At 73.3% G+C, this 14,651-nt stretch carries 17 protein-coding genes; 9 read left to right on the top strand and 8 right to left on the bottom strand.

What is annotated here, in order from left to right:
* Positions 1–52 precede the first annotated feature (52 nt).
* On the top strand, positions 53–373 hold the full coding sequence (locus tag AC4H2H_RS10420) for a DUF4235 domain-containing protein (protein WP_494370736.1): 321 nt from the start codon (positions 53–55) through the stop codon (positions 371–373).
* Here AC4H2H_RS10420 and AC4H2H_RS10425 read toward each other — a convergent pair.
* A complete protein-coding gene (locus AC4H2H_RS10425; protein ID WP_494370755.1) occupies positions 312–503 on the bottom strand; it encodes a LuxR C-terminal-related transcriptional regulator in 192 nt (63 codons plus the stop codon). The two genes, AC4H2H_RS10420 and AC4H2H_RS10425, sit on opposite strands and share 62 nt — an antisense overlap.
* Here AC4H2H_RS10425 and AC4H2H_RS10430 point away from each other — a divergent pair.
* Together AC4H2H_RS10430 and AC4H2H_RS10435 are read left to right on the top strand one after the other, a co-directional pair.
* Positions 439–621, top strand: a complete 183-nt coding sequence (locus AC4H2H_RS10430) for a hypothetical protein (RefSeq protein ID WP_494370758.1) — start codon at positions 439–441, stop codon at positions 619–621. The two genes, AC4H2H_RS10425 and AC4H2H_RS10430, sit on opposite strands and share 65 nt — an antisense overlap.
* Before the next feature lie 189 nt (positions 622–810).
* Positions 811–1,431 carry a dihydrofolate reductase family protein gene (locus AC4H2H_RS10435; protein WP_494370737.1) on the top strand — a complete coding sequence of 207 codons (621 nt, stop codon included), beginning with the start codon at positions 811–813 and terminating at the stop codon, positions 1,429–1,431.
* 122 nt (positions 1,432–1,553) lie between these two features.
* On the opposite strand, the gene pgi is transcribed toward AC4H2H_RS10435, so the two are convergent.
* On the bottom strand, positions 1,554–3,281 hold the full coding sequence (gene pgi, locus AC4H2H_RS10440; protein WP_494370738.1) for a glucose-6-phosphate isomerase: 1,728 nt from the start codon (positions 3,279–3,281) through the stop codon (positions 1,554–1,556).
* Positions 3,282–3,492: 211 nt separating this feature from the next.
* On the opposite strand from pgi, the gene AC4H2H_RS10445 reads away from it, so the two are divergent.
* Positions 3,493–4,071 (top strand): dienelactone hydrolase family protein, encoded by a 579-nt coding sequence (locus tag AC4H2H_RS10445; protein WP_494370739.1) that lies wholly within the window; start codon positions 3,493–3,495, stop codon positions 4,069–4,071.
* A gap of 19 nt (positions 4,072–4,090) precedes the next feature.
* Here the strand turns inward: AC4H2H_RS10445 and AC4H2H_RS10450 are convergent, their stop codons facing one another.
* The 3 genes from AC4H2H_RS10450 to AC4H2H_RS10460 all read right to left on the bottom strand — a co-directional run bounded on the left by AC4H2H_RS10450 (position 4,091) and on the right by AC4H2H_RS10460 (position 6,837).
* Positions 4,091–5,278, bottom strand: coding sequence for a GNAT family N-acetyltransferase (locus tag AC4H2H_RS10450; RefSeq protein ID WP_494370740.1), 1,188 nt, complete (start codon positions 5,276–5,278; stop codon positions 4,091–4,093).
* Complete coding sequence (locus AC4H2H_RS10455; protein ID WP_494370741.1) at positions 5,275–6,453, bottom strand: GNAT family N-acetyltransferase; 1,179 nt, start codon at positions 6,451–6,453, stop codon at positions 5,275–5,277. Before AC4H2H_RS10455 ends, AC4H2H_RS10450 begins: the two co-directional genes overlap by 4 nt.
* Positions 6,454–6,567: 114 nt before the next feature.
* Positions 6,568–6,837 (bottom strand): GlsB/YeaQ/YmgE family stress response membrane protein, encoded by a 270-nt coding sequence (locus AC4H2H_RS10460; protein WP_494370742.1) that lies wholly within the window; start codon positions 6,835–6,837, stop codon positions 6,568–6,570.
* Positions 6,838–7,018: 181 nt separating this feature from the next.
* Here AC4H2H_RS10460 and AC4H2H_RS10465 point away from each other — a divergent pair, with 181 nt between their 5' ends.
* The gene (locus tag AC4H2H_RS10465; RefSeq protein ID WP_494370756.1) at positions 7,019–7,396 is read left to right on the top strand and encodes an RNA-binding S4 domain-containing protein; all 378 of its coding nucleotides are present in this window, start codon (positions 7,019–7,021) and stop codon (positions 7,394–7,396) included.
* A 134-nt stretch (positions 7,397–7,530) separates the two neighbouring features.
* On the opposite strand, the gene AC4H2H_RS10470 is transcribed toward AC4H2H_RS10465, so the two are convergent.
* Both AC4H2H_RS10470 and AC4H2H_RS10475 read right to left on the bottom strand, forming a co-directional pair.
* Entirely contained in the window at positions 7,531–8,247 is a 717-nt protein-coding gene (locus AC4H2H_RS10470) for a lytic polysaccharide monooxygenase (RefSeq protein ID WP_494370743.1), read from the bottom strand.
* Between the two features lie 384 nt (positions 8,248–8,631).
* Positions 8,632–9,210 carry a 1-acyl-sn-glycerol-3-phosphate acyltransferase gene (locus tag AC4H2H_RS10475; RefSeq protein ID WP_494370744.1) on the bottom strand — a complete coding sequence of 193 codons (579 nt, stop codon included), beginning with the start codon at positions 9,208–9,210 and terminating at the stop codon, positions 8,632–8,634.
* 163 nt (positions 9,211–9,373) lie between these two features.
* Here AC4H2H_RS10475 and AC4H2H_RS10480 point away from each other — a divergent pair, with 163 nt between their 5' ends.
* From AC4H2H_RS10480 to AC4H2H_RS10490, 3 genes are read left to right on the top strand one after another with little or no spacing between them, the layout of a single operon-like run.
* On the top strand, positions 9,374–10,603 hold the full coding sequence (locus AC4H2H_RS10480) for an ROK family protein (protein WP_494370745.1): 1,230 nt from the start codon (positions 9,374–9,376) through the stop codon (positions 10,601–10,603).
* Positions 10,600–11,541: a ChbG/HpnK family deacetylase gene (locus AC4H2H_RS10485; RefSeq protein ID WP_494370746.1), complete on the top strand. Its 942-nt coding sequence runs from the start codon at positions 10,600–10,602 to the stop codon at positions 11,539–11,541. Before AC4H2H_RS10480 ends, AC4H2H_RS10485 begins: the two co-directional genes overlap by 4 nt.
* A complete protein-coding gene (locus AC4H2H_RS10490; RefSeq protein WP_494370747.1) occupies positions 11,538–12,941 on the top strand; it encodes an MFS transporter in 1,404 nt (467 codons plus the stop codon). Before AC4H2H_RS10485 ends, AC4H2H_RS10490 begins: the two co-directional genes overlap by 4 nt.
* 93 nt (positions 12,942–13,034) lie before the next feature.
* Here the strand turns inward: AC4H2H_RS10490 and AC4H2H_RS10495 are convergent, their stop codons facing one another.
* Positions 13,035–14,006: a helix-turn-helix transcriptional regulator gene (locus AC4H2H_RS10495; protein ID WP_494370748.1), complete on the bottom strand. Its 972-nt coding sequence runs from the start codon at positions 14,004–14,006 to the stop codon at positions 13,035–13,037.
* A gap of 127 nt (positions 14,007–14,133) precedes the next feature.
* Between AC4H2H_RS10495 and AC4H2H_RS10500 the strand changes: the two genes are divergently transcribed.
* Entirely contained in the window at positions 14,134–14,538 is a 405-nt protein-coding gene (locus AC4H2H_RS10500; protein WP_494370749.1) for a VOC family protein, read from the top strand.
* Positions 14,539–14,651: the final 113 nt, after the last annotated feature.

Consider the following 14,651-nt stretch of genomic DNA (forward strand, 5'->3'; position numbering starts at 1 on the left):
TCGACGAGTCCGTGCTCGGGCGAGAGACGACCGACGGACGTAGCGTCGAGGCATGAGCGACGCGACGGCCGGGGAGCACCCCCCGGAGAAGTCCGGCGGCAAGGCCGCGAAGATCCTCTACCGCCCGGTGGGGCTGGCGAGCTCGATCGTGGGCGGTCTCGTCGCCGGACAGGTGTTCAAGCAGGTCTACAAGCGCGTCACGCCGGGCGACCGCAGAGACGCGCCGAAACCGCTCGAGTCGGAGTATCCCCTGCGCGAGATCCTCCTCGCCGCCCTGATCCAGGGCGCGATCTTCGCCGTCGTGAAGGCCCTCATCGACCGCGGTGGAGCCCGGGTCTTCGAGAAGTGGACGGGGGAGTGGCCCGGCGACTGACGCTCAGCCGAGACCGGCGGCGTGCACCAGCAGCGCGACCTGCGTCCCGGTTCTCCAGGCCGAGCTTGAGCAGCACGTTCGAGACGTGCGCCTTGACCGTCGGGAAGCTGAGGAAGAGCCGGGCGGCGATCTCGGCGTTCGCCGCACCGCGCCCGAGCTCGACGGCGACGTCGCGCTCGCGCGCGGTGCGCCCGTCGAGAGCCGCACGGGCGGTGGGCGCGGTCCTCGCCCTGGGCCTGCGCCGCTGACCCCGGCACCCACGCCCCGGGCTCTGCCCCCCGGGTGCGCCGAGCACGACATTGCTGCCGTTGTCCGCCGGATGACGACAGCAACATCGTGCTCGACCGCGTGTCATGTCGTGCTCGGCGGGCGATGATTTCCGGTGGGCCGTGCGGTCCACCCGTCATCGACAGACCATCCCGACCGGAAGGCCCTCCATGACCGCCACGCTCGTGTCCACCTTGTTCATCTCGCTCGACGGCGTCGCGGAGATCGACCCTGCGTGGCACTTCCCGTACTTCGACGACACCATGGCAGCCGCCGTCGACGAGGACTACCAGGACGTCGACGCGCTGCTCCTGGGTCGGGTCACGTACGACAGCTTCGCCGGCGCCTGGCCCGAGCGGGAGACGGCCGGGGGCGAGGATGCGTCGTTCGCCGCGCGGCTCGGGGACATGCGCAAGATCGTGGCGACGCGCGGCGACCAGGACCTCGGGTGGCGGCACGTCGAGCGGGTCGACGGCGAGCTCGTCGACGCGGTCCGCGCGCTCAAGGAGGAGCCGGGCCTGGGCAAGGTGCTCGTCCCCGGGTCGATCTCGGTCGTGCGCCAGCTCCTCGCCGCCGGGCTGCTCGACGAGCTGCGACTGCTCGTCCACCCCGTCGCCGCCCGGACGGGCGAGCGGCTTTTCGACGAGGGTGAGCCCGTCTACCCGCTCACGCTCCTGCGCTCGGCGGTGTTCCCCACCGGCGTCGTACGGCTGATCTACGCGCCGGCCGAGGCGCCGGCGGAGGTCTCGTACGACGACGTCGCGGACAAGGTGCCGTCGGGGAACGGCTGACGCACCGCCGTCGGGCAGGGCGCCCGGCCGTCGAGCACGACCCTGCTCGCACGCGAGAACGACCTTGGTGTCGTTATCCGACGGATAACGACACCAAAGTCGTGTTCGGCACCGAAGCCGGGTCAGTTGCGCAGGTCGAGGTACCGGTCGATGAGGGCTGCGGTGGACGGGTCCTGCGCGGCGAGCGCGTTCTCGTCGCCGGCGACCGCGGGCGCGATCTCGAGCGCGAGCTTCTTGCCGAGCTCGACACCCCACTGGTCGAACGAGTCGATGCCCCACACGACGCCCTGGACGAACGTGATGTGCTCGTACAGCGCGATGAGCTGGCCGAGGACTGACGGCGTGAGCGCCGGGGCGAGGATCGACGTCGTCGGGCGGTTGCCGGGGAAGGTCCGCGCGGACACGAGCGCCTCGTCCGTCCCCTCGGCGCGGACCTCGTCCGCCGTCTTGCCGAACGCGAGCGCCTTCGTCTGGGCGAAGAAGTTCGCGAGGAACAGCCCGTGCACGTCCGCGCCGGGCTGGACGGCCCCGCCGTCGCCGACGTCGTCCGTGAGCGGGTGCGCCGGGTTCGCCACCGCGATGAAGTCCGCCGGGATGAGGCGCGTGCCCTGGTGGATGAGCTGGTAGAACGCGTGCTGGCCGTTGGTGCCCGGCTCGCCCCAGAAGATCTCGCCCGTCTCGGTCGTCACGGGCGAGCCGTCCCAGCGCACGCGCTTGCCGTTGGACTCCATCGTCAGCTGCTGCAGGTAGGCCGGGAAGCGGTGCAGGTACTGCGCGTACGGCAGCACGGCGTGCGTGTGCGCGTCGAGGAAGTTCACGTACCAGACGTTGAGCAGGCCCATGAGGACGGGCACGTTGCGCTCGAACGGCGTGCGGCGCACGTGCTCGTCCATCGCGTGGAAGCCGGCGAGCAGCTCGGCGAACCGCTCCGGGCCGATCGCGATCGCGAGCGACGTGCCGATCGCCGAGTCCACGGAGTAGCGCCCGCCGACCCAGTCCCAGAACCCGAACGCGTTCGCGGGGTCGATGCCGAACGCCGCGACCTTGTCGAGCGCCGTGGAGACGGCGACGAAGTGCTGCGCGACGGCGCCCTGCCGAGCCTCGTCCGTGTCCTCCAGTGCGCCCGCTGCCGCGAGCTCCGTCCACAGCCAGTCGCGTGCGAGGCGCGCGTTCGTCAGGGTCTCGAGCGTCCCGAACGTCTTGGACGCGACGATGAACAGCGTCGTGCGCGGGTCGAGGCCCGCCGTCTTCTCCGCGACGTCCGTCGGGTCGATGTTGGAGACGAACCGGACCTCGAGGTCGGCGTGCTTGTAGGGCAGCAGCGCCTCGTACGCCATGACCGGCCCGAGGTCCGACCCGCCGATCCCGATGTTCACGACCGTGCGTACCCGCTCGCCCGTCACGCCCGTCCACTCGCCCGAGCGGACCTTGTCGGCGAAGTCGTAGACCTTCGCGAGCTCGGCGTGCACGTCCGCGTCGACGTCCTGTCCGTCGACCACGAGGTGCGCGTCGTCGCCGAGCAGGGTCGGCCGGCGCAGGGCCGTGTGCAGGACGGCGCGGTCCTCGGTGACATTGATGTGCTCGCCCGTGAACATGGCCTCGAGGCGGTCGTCGAGGTCGACCTCGTTCGCGAGGCGCACGAGCAGCTCGATCGTCTCGTCCGTGACGAGGTTCTTCGAGAGGTCGACCGTGAGGTCGGCGGCCTGGTGCGTAAGACGGCGGGCCCGGTCGGGGTCGGCCGCGAACCAGGTGCGCAAGTCCGGCTCGACCGTGTCGCGGTGCACGGTGAGCGCGGTCCAGGACGGGGTCGTCGTCGGGTCGATCGGGGGCGGCACGGGCTGCGAGGTCATGGGCCCCAACCTACTGACCGACGTCGGCGATCGCCCACCCCGACCGGCCTCCGGTCGGTGGGTCGCTCGCCTGACGAACGAACGCCGTCGGCCCGGGGCTTGCGGCCTGGCGCGCGTGGGTGGTCGGGGCCACGATGGTGGGCGTGCGCCGTCGAGCGCACCCCGACGGCGGCAGGCCGGCGGGCGAGGAGCGGACGATCGGAGACGAACCATGGCCGAGGTGGTGCTGTTCCACCACGTGCAGGGACTGACGGACGGCGTGCGGACGATCGCGGAGACGCTGCGTGAAGCCGGGAACGTCGTGCACACGCCGGACCTGTTCGAGGGGCGCACGTTCGCGACCCTCGACGAGGGCATGGCGTTCGTGCAGGAGCTCGGGTTCGGGACCGTGCTGGAGCGCGGCCGGGCCGCCGCGGACGGGTTCGACGCCGCGGTGGTCTACGCCGGGATCTCGGCCGGGGTCCTCCCGGCGCAGATGCTCGCCCAGACGCGCGCGGGCGCGAAGGGCGCCGTGCTGCTCGAGGCGTGCGTCCCCGTGTCGGAGTTCGGCGAGGCGTGGCCGGACGGGGTCCCCGTCCAGGTGCACGGCATGGAGGCGGACCCGTCCTTCGCCGGCGAGGGCGACCTCGACGCGGCGCGCGAGCTCGTCGACTCGACGCCCGACGCCGAGCTGTTCGTCTACCCCGGCGACCGGCACCTGTTCACGGACCCGAGCCTGCCGTCGTACGAGCCGGAGGCCGCGGCGCTCGTCACCGAACGCGTCGTCCGGTTCCTCGACGGCATCCGCTGAGAGCGGGCGGCTCGGCAGGTCAGGCGTCGAGGGTCAGCTGCCACTCGGCGTCGACACTGGCGGGCGCGAACCCGAGCGCGACGTTGATCGCGAGCATGTGGGCGTTCTCCTGCGCGTTCCACGTGTGCACGCGGCGCGACGACGGGCGCGACCGGGCGAGCTCGTCAAGCACCGCCACCTTGACGAGCATCCCCAGGCTGCGCCCCCGGTGCTCGCGCAGCACGAGCGTGTCCTCCTGGAACACGACCTCGGGCCGGTCGTGCGGGTACGCGACCATCGAGAACGCGGCGAGCGTGCCCGACGCCGTGTGCTCGGTCGCCGCGATGACGTAGCCCTGCCCGCGGTCGTGGAAGTCGCCCGACGCCGTGCGCACGCGCTCGGCGTCCCACGGGTCCTCCTGGAGCTCCAGCCCTCCCGTCGGTGCGTCGGTGCTCATGCGCGTCTCGAGCACCGCGAACTGGTCGATCCACGCGTCGGGCACCTCGTCCGTCCAGAGGTGCACTCGGTAGCCGGACGCGCGCTCGACGGCCGCGGCGCGCAGCGGGTCCAGCACCTCGGGCGGGACCGGGAGGGTGAGCGTGGAGTGCCGCAGGACCTGCTCGAGCGCGAAGCCGCGGTGCAGCGCGAAGGCGGTCGCGTCGTCGTGCAGCGGCACGCGACCGCTTCCTGCCGGGGACTCGAGGGCGTCCGGCCCGGGCGGCGGCTCCGTCGGGAACGACGAGTCCGACATGATCACGCGCCGCCCCTCCGCGCGGGCGACAGCCACGGCGGCGTCCCACATCGCGGTGCCGATGCCGCGGCGACGGTGCTCGGGATCGACGCCCACGTAGACCACGGCCATGTGCGTGTTCCCCTGCTGCGGCAGCGCGACCATCGAGCGTGCCACGACGTCCTCCGCCCGAGGGGCGCGCGCGTCGCCCGCCGGGTCGTCGGCCGAGCCGTCCGCCGGTTCGAGCACAGCGACCCACCGCAGCACCCGACGGTACTCGCCGCTCGCCATGGTCGACACCGTCGTCGCGGCGTCGAGCGCGAGGTCGGTGTGCCCGTAGATCTCCCGGTCGATGGCGTCACCCACCAGGACGGTCCCCTGCACGCCCCAGGCGTCGGGTGCGTCGAGGTCGGTCGGTACCGCGACAGGCACGATCCGCACGGCCGCCGGTGTCGTCGTGGGGGCGGAGCCGGGCGCGTTCGTGGGGGAGGTGTTCACTGGCCGTCCTTCGTGTCGGTCCTGCGCTGCCACGCACCCCACGTGCCGGCCGGCCGGAAGCCGAGCGCGACGTTGATGGCGAGCATGTGGTCGTTCTCCTGCGCGTTCCAGGTGTGGACGCGACGGGTCGAGGGACGCTCCACCGAGAGCGCGTCGAGGTTGGCCGCCTTGACGAGCATCCCGAGACGCCGTCCGCGGTGCTCGTGCAGGACGAGCGTGTCCTCCTGGAACGCGAACTCAGGACGCTCTCGCGGGTAGACGAACACGGTGAACGCCGCGAGCGTGCGCGACGGCGCGTGCTCGGCCACCGTGACGAGGTAGCCGTTGCCCCGCTCCACCTGCTCGCCCGCCCAGGTCCGGACGCGCCGGGCGTCCCAGGGGTCCTCGCCGTAGTCGACGCCGCCGGTCGGGGCATCGGTGCTCATGCGGGTGAACAGCACGGCGACCTGATCGATCCAGGCGTCGGGGACCTCGTCCGTCCAGGTGTGCAGGCGGTAGTCGTCGCCCGCGCGGGCCGTGGCGTCGTCGCGCAGCGGGCCGATCAGCGCCGGCGCGACGGGGACCTCGAGGACGGAGTGCCGCTCGACCTGCTCGAGCACGTAGCCGCGCTCGTGCAGGAGGCGAGGTCCGGGTGCGTCGGCGGGGACGCGCCCCGACCCCGTGGTCGCCTCGAGCGCACCCGGCCCGGGTGGCGGTTCCTCGCCGTGCTGTGTCGCGGAGAACAGGACCGTGCGCCCGGCGTCGAGGTTGAGCCGCTCGCCGAGGGTCAGGAGCGCGGACCCGATGCCCTGGCCGCGCGCGCCGGGCCGGACGAACGCGTACGCCTCGCCCAGGTGCTCGTTGCTCGTCACCGGACGGCTCACGAACAGGTGCGCGACGACGTCGTGCGGCGCCGGGGAGACGGCGCCCGGGAGCGCGTCGGCCCGGGCACGCACGACGACGAAACGACGCTTCGCCGCATACTCCTGGTGGGCCATCCCCGAGAACACGTCGCGCGGCTCCAGCGCGAGGTCGTCGTACCCGTGCGTCTCGAGCTCCTGCTCGTGGTCGATGTCCGCGACCGCGAGGTAGGCCCAGGCCTCGCCGTCGTCGAGGTCCGCGGGGTGCGGGGCCTCGACGAGCGCGTACCCCGGGGGGAGCGACACGTCGGGAAGCGGGCGGGCGGCGCTGCTCATGGGCTCAGCCTGGCGTGCGTCGTCGGTGGAGTCCATGGGATTACGACGACGGCCAGGTCCCCGCAGGAGACCCGGCCGTCGTCGTGGTCGGCCGGGACGACCGGCCGAGGTGGGCTACTTCCGCGCGGAGCGCCGCGAGATAGCGCCCCAGATGAGAAGAACCAGCAGAGATCCCACGAACGCCCAGAACCACGTCGTGAGCGAGAAGAACTCGTCGTTCGTGTCGGCGCCGAACAGCGCGCCGCCGATCCACCCACCGAGGAGGGCTCCGAGGACTCCGACGATCAACGTGACGACCCAGCCTCCGGCGGCCTTGCCCGGGAGCACCGCGCGAGCGATCGCACCCATGATGAGGCCGATGAGGATCCAGCCGATGATGCTCATCCCACGTCTCCGTTCTTGAGGGGACGAAACTGTCCATACCGGGACGGCTGCCCCGAATGGCATCCTTCACGGTGGCACGGCGCGCGGTGTTTCGCACGTGGAAGCGGTGCTCACCAAGGATCGGTGCGGCACGTGCGCGGCGTCCGGCAGTGGCTCCCCGGCTGGTTAGGCTCGGGTGGTGGTGACCACGGAGGCGTCCAGCGCGCGTGTCGACAGCTGGCTGTGGGCGGTGCGGGTCTTCAAGAGCCGATCCCAGGCGACGGCGGCCGTCAAGGCCGGGCACGTGCGCGTCAACGGCGAGCGCGCGAAGCCCGCGACGGCGGTGAAGGTGGGGGACCGTGTCGTCGTGCGGGGCGGCCTCGTCGAACGGGTCCTCGTCGTCGAGAGGATCCTGGTGAAGCGCGTCTCGGCGACCGTCGCGGCCCAGGCGGTGCTCGACCAGAGCCCGCCTCCGCCGCCGAAGGAGCTCACGGTCCGGGTCGCCGTCCGCGAGCGCGGGGCCGGCCGCCCGACGAAGCGCGAGCGGCGCGACATCGACCGGCTGCGCGGCCGCGGCTGACGCCGCCGCCCGCGAGGCGGCCCTGTTCGACCCCGGCGCGGGTCCGCCCTCGAGTGATCCACGTTCGGTCGAGTGACGCACTCCTGCGTGCATCACTCGACCGAAGGTGCATCAGTCGGGGGCTGGTGAGCCCGTCAACAGGGGCCGAGGTCCTTCCAGACGCCCCACTGGCCGCTCTGCGCGGGGTTCTCGCCCGTCGTCCACCACCTGGCCTCGAAGCTCTTGCCGGCGTGCGACACGCGCGCGCCGCCCAGGTAGACGGCGCCCGCGGACCAGGCTGCTGCCGTGCAGTCGCCCGGCGGGTCCGGCGGCGGGTCGGTCGGGCCGCCACCCCCGGTGCCGATCGTGAGGTCGACACAGTTGTAGAACGCCATGGGCGTGTTCGACACGTTCCAGCGCGCGAGGATCGTGTGGTTGCCCTGGGGCAGGTCGGTCAACGTGTGCGAGATGTTGCTCGGCGGCTGCGCGCCGCCCTGGCTGAACGTCCTGAACAGCACGCCGTCGACGAAGTACTCCCACGTGCTCGTGTTGTGCGCCGCGGTGAGCTTCCACTGGAACGTCACCGACGACCCCACCCGGGTGCGGGGCCAAGGCTTGCTCGCGTCGTCGAGGATGCTGAAGCCGCTGCCGCCGGAGCACTGCATCGAGCCCTTGGGGGCCTCGACGCTCTGCGGCTCGTACTCGATGGAACCGCAGTCGAAGGACGTCGTGCCTGTCGCGCAGTGGTCCTGGCGGCTCGGCGGCGACGTGATCCAGCCGTGCGCGCTCGCGCTCGGGGCGATCACGACGGGCGCGATGATCGCGACCGCGCCGACGACGGCCGCGAGGAGTGTCGCTCTGAGTCTTCGCATGAGATGTCTCGCTCTCCATCCGGTGGTGCGTGGTCCGCGCAGGCCAGCTTCCTCGCGGGCCGGCACTCGGATCGGACCCTTCGACGCTACGAAAGGTGAGGAGTGCGGACAATCCGGTGAAACCCGTACGGGGTTCCGCGTAGCCGCTGGGAGACCGTGGCGCCACCGGTGTAGACGAGGTCGACGCAGCCGTACAACGCGTTGACCGTGTTCGACACGTTCCACCGCGCGAGGATCGTGTGGTTGCCCACGGGCAGGCCCATGAGCGTGTGCGAGACGTCCTTCCGGGTGAAATCGTGTGGGGAACACGTAGTCGGGGTTCGCTCGTCGTGGGCCCGGTGCCGGGCCGCGCCGTGCGAGACCAACCGGACGACGGCGCGCGGCTCAGGCCGCGGCGTCCTCCTCGCGCAGGCGGGGCTCGGTGCGCAGCGCCGGGCGCAGCCCGGACTTGTCGGCGTAGAACGCGCGCACGACGTCCATGTCGGCGCGCACGTCGCCGGTGAGGTCGATCGTCGGGCCCAGGCCGGTGGTCATCGTCGTGCGGTCGACGTACCCGAGCGTCACGGGCAGCCGGGCCTCCCGCGCGATGCGGTAGAAGCCCGACTTCCAGTACGACCCCGCCCCCCGGGTGCCCTCGGGCGTCACGACGAGCGAGAAGACCTCGCCCGCGGCCAGGCGCGCGACGACGTCGGCCACGACGCTGCTCGGGTCGCGGCGGTCGACGGGGATGCCGCCGAGCGCCCGCATGAGCCGACCGGCCGGGCCGGCGAAGAGCGTGTGCTTGCCGAGCCAGCGCACGTGGACGCCCGTGCTCCATGCGATGGCGAGCATGAGGACGAAGTCCCAGTTGGACGTGTGCGGGGCGCCGACAAGGAGGGTCGGCCGTGCCGTGTCGTACGGCTCCGAGCGCAGGGTCCACCGGCTGCTCGCCCAGTAGAGGCGGGCGACGGTTCGGCGGATCACGTCGCCACGGTACCGGTTCCCCCGGCGCGCCACGGTCGCCGTCGACAACCGGCCGCCCGCCTGACTACTCTCCGAGCGGGTAGGGAGCCTCCCGACCTGCCCGCGGCCGGCCGCACCGGACCGTCGCCTCGCACGGGACCACCGACTGCTCGACGGAGACCAGATGGACGACTTGCTCCCCGGTACGCCCACCCTCCTGCGCTCGCTCAACGCCAGAGCCGTGCTCGACGTCCTCGGCACGGGTGTCCCGGTGGCCCGTCCCGAGATCACCGCGTCGACCGGCCTGCCCAAGACCGCCGTCGCGCAGACGCTGCGCGCCCTGGCCCAGACCGGCGTCGTCGTCGAGGCAGGGCTCGACCACGACCGGCGCGGCCCCGCCGCGACGCTGTACCGCGTCGACCCGGACCACGCCTTCGGGCTGGGGATCGACGTCGCGCGCGACCGCGTGCGCGTCGCGCTCGTGGACGTGACGGGCGCGGTCCGGGCGCGTGCCGAGCGCCGGGACGTCCCGTCGTCGTCGACCGCGCGTGCCCGGGTGACGGCCGAGCTCGCGCGGGCGTGCGCCACCGACGTGGAGGCACGTCTCGCCGAGGGCGTGACGGTCGAGGCCACGCGCGCCGTCGCGGCGGTCCCCGCGATCGTCGGGGCGGACCACGCGACGATCCGCCGCGTCCCCGGCTACGAGAAGGGCGGGACCGAGCTGCACGACGCGCTCGCGGACGCGCTCGGCTGCCCCGTGACGCTCGAGAACGACCTCAACCTCGCCGCGCTCGCCGAGCAGCGCGACGGTGTCGCCGCGGGCGTGCGCTCGTTCGTCGTGCTCGGTCTCGGCTCCGGGTTCGGTGCGGGGCTCGTGCTCGACGGGCGTCTGCACCGGGGCGCGGCGGGGGGCGCGGGCGAGGTGTCGTTCCTGCCCCACCCCGGGCGCCCCCTCGGCGCCGAGACGCTCGGGGCGTCGTCCCTGGCCGTCGTCGCGAAGGACAACGGCCTGGCCGAGGACGTGACCGTCAAGGACATCGTCGACCGCGCGGAGACGGGCGACGGCGCCTCGGGGGACGCGCTCGACGAGATCGCCGAGCGCATCGCCGTCGTGGCGGCGTCGGTCGCCCTCGTCGTCGAGCCCGAGCTCGTCGTGCTCACGAACCAGGCGGCGCGCGCGCCGCTCGCGGACCGCGTGACGCGGTTCCTGGCGGACAAGATCGCCGTCCTGCCGCTGCGGGTCGTCGCGTCGGACCTCACGGGGGACGCCGTCGTCGTGGGCGCCGGGCGCGCGGCGAGCGACGCGCTGCGCGACGAGGTCGTCCGCGCGGCGGCCGACCGGCCCGGAGGGCCGGCCGAGGGCGTGCCGACCGACGGGGAGACGTCCGACGCGCGCGACGAGGAGGCGTCGTGACCGAGGCAGCGCCCGACGCGCCGTCCGACCTCACGGCGCGCCTGGGGCTCGCCCCGGACGCGCGCGCGATCATCCTCAACGCCGACGACCTCGGCATGTGCCGCGCGGCGAACCGCGCGATCAGCGAGCTGCTCCTCGCGGGCCGGATCGACTCCGCGTCGGTCATGGTCCCGTGCGCCTGGGCGCCCGACGCGCTCGCGTTCGCGGCCGCGCACCCCGTCGACGTCGGCGTGCACCTCGTCCTCACGAGCGAGTGGACGCGGTACCGCTGGCGCCCGCTCACGGGGACCGGCACGTCGCTGGTCGACGACGCCGGGTACTTCCCGCGCGACGTCGTGACGGTCGAGCGACAGGCCCGCGACGAGGACGTCGCCGCCGAGCTCGCGGCGCAGCTCGCCGCGGCGCTCGCGGCCGGCGTCGACGTGTCGCACCTCGACAACCACATGGGCTCGGTCTACGGGCTCGAGACGGGACGCAGCTTCCTGCCGCAGGTCTTCGAGCTCGCGGCACGCCACGGGCTGCCGTTCCGTCTCCCGCGCACGACCGACGGCATGGCGCTGCCCCCCGGGGACTTCCAGCCGCTGCTCGACGAGGCCACGGCCACGGCGGACGCGCTGGGCGTCGTCGTGGTCGACCGCCTGTGGACGCACCCGTTCGAGCTCGCGGGGGAGGGCACGCCCGGCGAGGAGGACTACGCCGACGTCAAGGCAGGCTTCCTCGACCTCCTGCGCCGCGTGCGACAGGGCGTCACCGAGATCTACCTGCACCCCATGCTCGACGACGACGAGCTCGGCGACGTGGCGGACTACAGCGTCGCGAAGCGGGGGTTCGAGCGGCGCCTGCTCGCCGACCCGGACGTCTCGGCCGTGATCGCGGAGCAGGGGCTCGTGCGCGTCGGCTGGCGCGACCTGCGCGCCGTGCAGCGGGGCGAGCGATGAGCGACCTGCTCGCGCGCGTGCGCGACCGGCGGCTCCTCGGGGCGCCGACGCGCGCCCAGACGATCGCGTACGGTGCCTCGGCGTTCCCGGCGAACCTGCTGCTGCAGACGTTCTCCGCGTTCGTCGTCTACTTCTACGTCGACCACCTCGGCGTCCCGGCCGGCTGGGTCGCGGGCGCGATGATCGCGCACGGCGTCCTCAACGCGGTCCTCAACCCGCTCGTGGGCGCGGCGTCCGACCGCCGTCGCACGCGGTGGGGACGCCGCGTGCCGTGGATCGGTCTCGGGATCGTCCCGCTCGTCGTCGCGTTCGCGCTCGTGTGGATGCCGCCCGCGCTGAGCGCGACGGGCCTCGTCGTGTGGTTCCTCGTCGTCGTCGCGGTGTACGACGTCGCGTATGTCGCCGTCGTGCTCAACGTCTCCGCGCTGTTCCCCGAGATCTTCCGCACGACGGCGGAGCGCGCGCGTGGCAACGCGCCGCGCCAGATCTTCGGGCTCGTGGGCATGATCCTGGGCACGGCGGGCGCGCCGCTGCTGTACGGCGGGCCGGGGTGGACGTGGATGGCGCTGCTGCTCGCCGTCGTGAGCCTCGGGTTCTTCGTCTGGTCGATGGTGGGCATGGTCGAGCGGCCGGTGGACGAGGCCGTCGTCCGCGAGCGCGAGGCCGCGGTCGGCCTGCGCGACCAGCTCCGGTACACGTTCGCCAACCGCGCGTTCGTCACCTACGTGCTCGGCTCGCTCCTGCTCCAGAGCACGACGGCGATCGTGCTCGCCGCCGTGCCGTTCTACGTGCGGTACGTGCTCGGCGGGGCCGAGGCCGACGCGACCTTCCTGCTCGCGCCGATCTTCGTCGCCGCGATCCCCGCGATCTTCTGCTGGTCCTGGGTCGTGCGGCGCATCGGCCCGCGCGACGCGATGCTGTGGGTCGTCGCGGTGTACGGGCTCGCGACGACGCTGTACCTGATCCCGTCCACCGTGCTCGGCGCCGCGCTCGCAGGCCTCGCGGTGGGTGTCGGGGTCGCCGGGCTGATGCAGGTGCTCGAGGTCGCGCTCGCGCAGGTCATCGACGACGACGAGCGCCGCACCGGCCTGCGTCGCGAGGGCATGTACTTCGGGGCGAACGGGTTCGTCGTGCGCGGGTCCGTCATCGTGCAGGCGGTGCTGGTCGCCGGGGTGCTCGGCGCGAGCGGGTACGTCGAGGGCGCAGGGGACTCGGTCGTCCAGCCCGAGAGCGTGGCGACGGGCGTGCGGCTCCTCCTGGGTGGCGTCCCCGTCGTGCTCGCCGCGCTCGCGTTCGTGTGCTTCTGGTTCTACCCGCTGCGCGGCCGCGACGACGAGACGGAGCGCCTGCTGGGCGAGGCGGACGCGTCGCCCACCGCGGCGGACCCCCTGCCGAGGTAGTACCCGGGCCGCGCGAGGTGGACCCCCGGTCTCGCGAGGTAGGACTGTGGTCACGCGAGGTGGAGCTCCGGTCGCCCGAGGCCGAGCCTCGGTCTAGCCCGTGCCCGACGGCGGTCGTGCGGCCCGGGCGGCCCGCTCGCCCGCCCGGGCGAGGACGGCGCGCAGCTCGGGTGGGTCGAGGACCTCGATCTCGACGTCGAGGCTCAGCAGGAACCCGGCCAGGTGCGCCATGGAGGACCCACCGGTCTCGAGCACGCAGGCGTCCGGGCCGTCGTCGGACAGCACGCCCGCGGTGGGCGTCAGCTTCCGCGTCATGACCGCCGCGGGCGCGTGCAGACGGATGTGCGCCGGGTGGGACCACGCCGTGGAGCCGACGCCGCGCAGCACGTGCGCGACGGCGTCGCCGCCCGGGACCTCGCGCGGGACGAAGCGCGCGCCGCCAGGTGTGCGCAGGCGCAGCCGGTCGACGCGGAAGGTCCGCCAGTCGTCGCGACCGGTGTCGTAGGCGAGGAGGTACCAGCGCCGCCCGGCGTGGACGAGGCGGTGCGGCTCGACCGCTCGCAGGCTCGTCCCGCCGTCGAACGCGGTGTACTCGAGGCGCAGGCCCGTGCGGTCGCGCACGGCGGTCGCGATCTCCGCGAGCGCCCGAGGGTCGACGGCCGGGCCGCCCGGCGCGACGCTCACGACGGCGGTGCGCAGCGCCTCCACGCGACGCCGCACCCGCTCCGGTAGCACCGTGTCGAGCTTCGTCGCCGCGCGCAGCGCGGCCTCCTCCGCGCCCGCGACCGTCCCGCCTGCCGCGGCCTGCAGGGTAAGCGCGACGGCGGTCGCCTCCTCGTCGTCCAGCAGGAGCGGTGGGAGCGCCGACCCCGCACCGAGCCGGTAGCCCCCGGCGACGCCAGGCGTCGAGCGCACCTCGTACCCGAGCAGGCGCAGGCGCTCGACGTCGTTGCGCACGGTGCGGGTCGTCACGCCGAGCCGGCGCGCGAGCTCGGGACCGGGCCAGTCCGGGCGGGTCGGCAGGAGCGCGAGGAGGCGCAGGAGGCGGACCGAGGTGTCGAGCACGTCGTCCAGTCTGGCGCAGATCGAGGAACCGTACGTTCCGCGATAGGCCATAGCGTCGTGCGCAGCGGGACGGAGACGCCGTACCGCCGAGGTACCGGCGAGGTACCGACGACATGAGGAGAGCACCATGCTGCGAGGGATGGCGACGTTGAACCTGTGGGCCGACGACCTGGACGCCGCGAAGGACTGGTACACCCAGGTGCTCGGGATCGCGCCGTACTACGTGATCCCCGGCGGCTACGTCGAGTTCCGCATCGGGGACCGCGAGGACGAGCTGGGCATCATCGCGCGCGGCTACTCGCCGCACCCGCAGCCGGACCAGGCCGGCGGGGCGATCGTCCACTGGCACGTCGACGACGTCCGCGCCGCTTTCGCGCGGCTGCTCGAGCTGGGCGCAACGGAGTACGAGGGCGTCACCGAGCGCGGCGACGGCACCAGCGGCTTCGTCACCGCGTCCGTCGTCGACCCGTTCGGCAACGTGCTGGGCATCATGCAGAACCCGCACTACCTCGCGATGCTGTCGCCGAGATAGAACCGCAGTCGCGCGAGGTAGAACCTTGGTCTGCCGAGGTAGAGGCGTGGTTCTTCTTGTCGGACGGCGGTGGGTCGCCGTGGGTGGTCGGGGTGGGTGGGGGCGCCGCGTCT

This window comes from Cellulosimicrobium sp. BMG9.22, from assembly GCF_059159975.1.

What these genes read in the sequence shown, in the direction of transcription:
- AC4H2H_RS10420 (WP_494370736.1), top strand. Translation starts at nt 53, where the DNA reads ATGAGCGACGCGACGGCCGGGGAGCACCCCCCGGAGAAGTCCGGCGGC.
- AC4H2H_RS10435 (WP_494370737.1), top strand. Translation starts at nt 811, where the DNA reads ATGACCGCCACGCTCGTGTCCACCTTGTTCATCTCGCTCGACGGCGTC.
- pgi (WP_494370738.1), bottom strand. Translation starts at nt 3,281, where the DNA reads ATGACCTCGCAGCCCGTGCCGCCCCCGATCGACCCGACGACGACCCCG.
- AC4H2H_RS10445 (WP_494370739.1), top strand. Translation starts at nt 3,493, where the DNA reads ATGGCCGAGGTGGTGCTGTTCCACCACGTGCAGGGACTGACGGACGGC.
- AC4H2H_RS10455 (WP_494370741.1), bottom strand. Translation starts at nt 6,453, where the DNA reads ATGAGCAGCGCCGCCCGCCCGCTTCCCGACGTGTCGCTCCCCCCGGGG.
- AC4H2H_RS10460 (WP_494370742.1), bottom strand. Translation starts at nt 6,837, where the DNA reads ATGAGCATCATCGGCTGGATCCTCATCGGCCTCATCATGGGTGCGATC.
- AC4H2H_RS10470 (WP_494370743.1), bottom strand. Translation starts at nt 8,247, where the DNA reads ATGCGAAGACTCAGAGCGACACTCCTCGCGGCCGTCGTCGGCGCGGTC.
- AC4H2H_RS10480 (WP_494370745.1), top strand. Translation starts at nt 9,374, where the DNA reads ATGGACGACTTGCTCCCCGGTACGCCCACCCTCCTGCGCTCGCTCAAC.
- AC4H2H_RS10490 (WP_494370747.1), top strand. Translation starts at nt 11,538, where the DNA reads ATGAGCGACCTGCTCGCGCGCGTGCGCGACCGGCGGCTCCTCGGGGCG.
- AC4H2H_RS10500 (WP_494370749.1), top strand. Translation starts at nt 14,134, where the DNA reads ATGCTGCGAGGGATGGCGACGTTGAACCTGTGGGCCGACGACCTGGAC.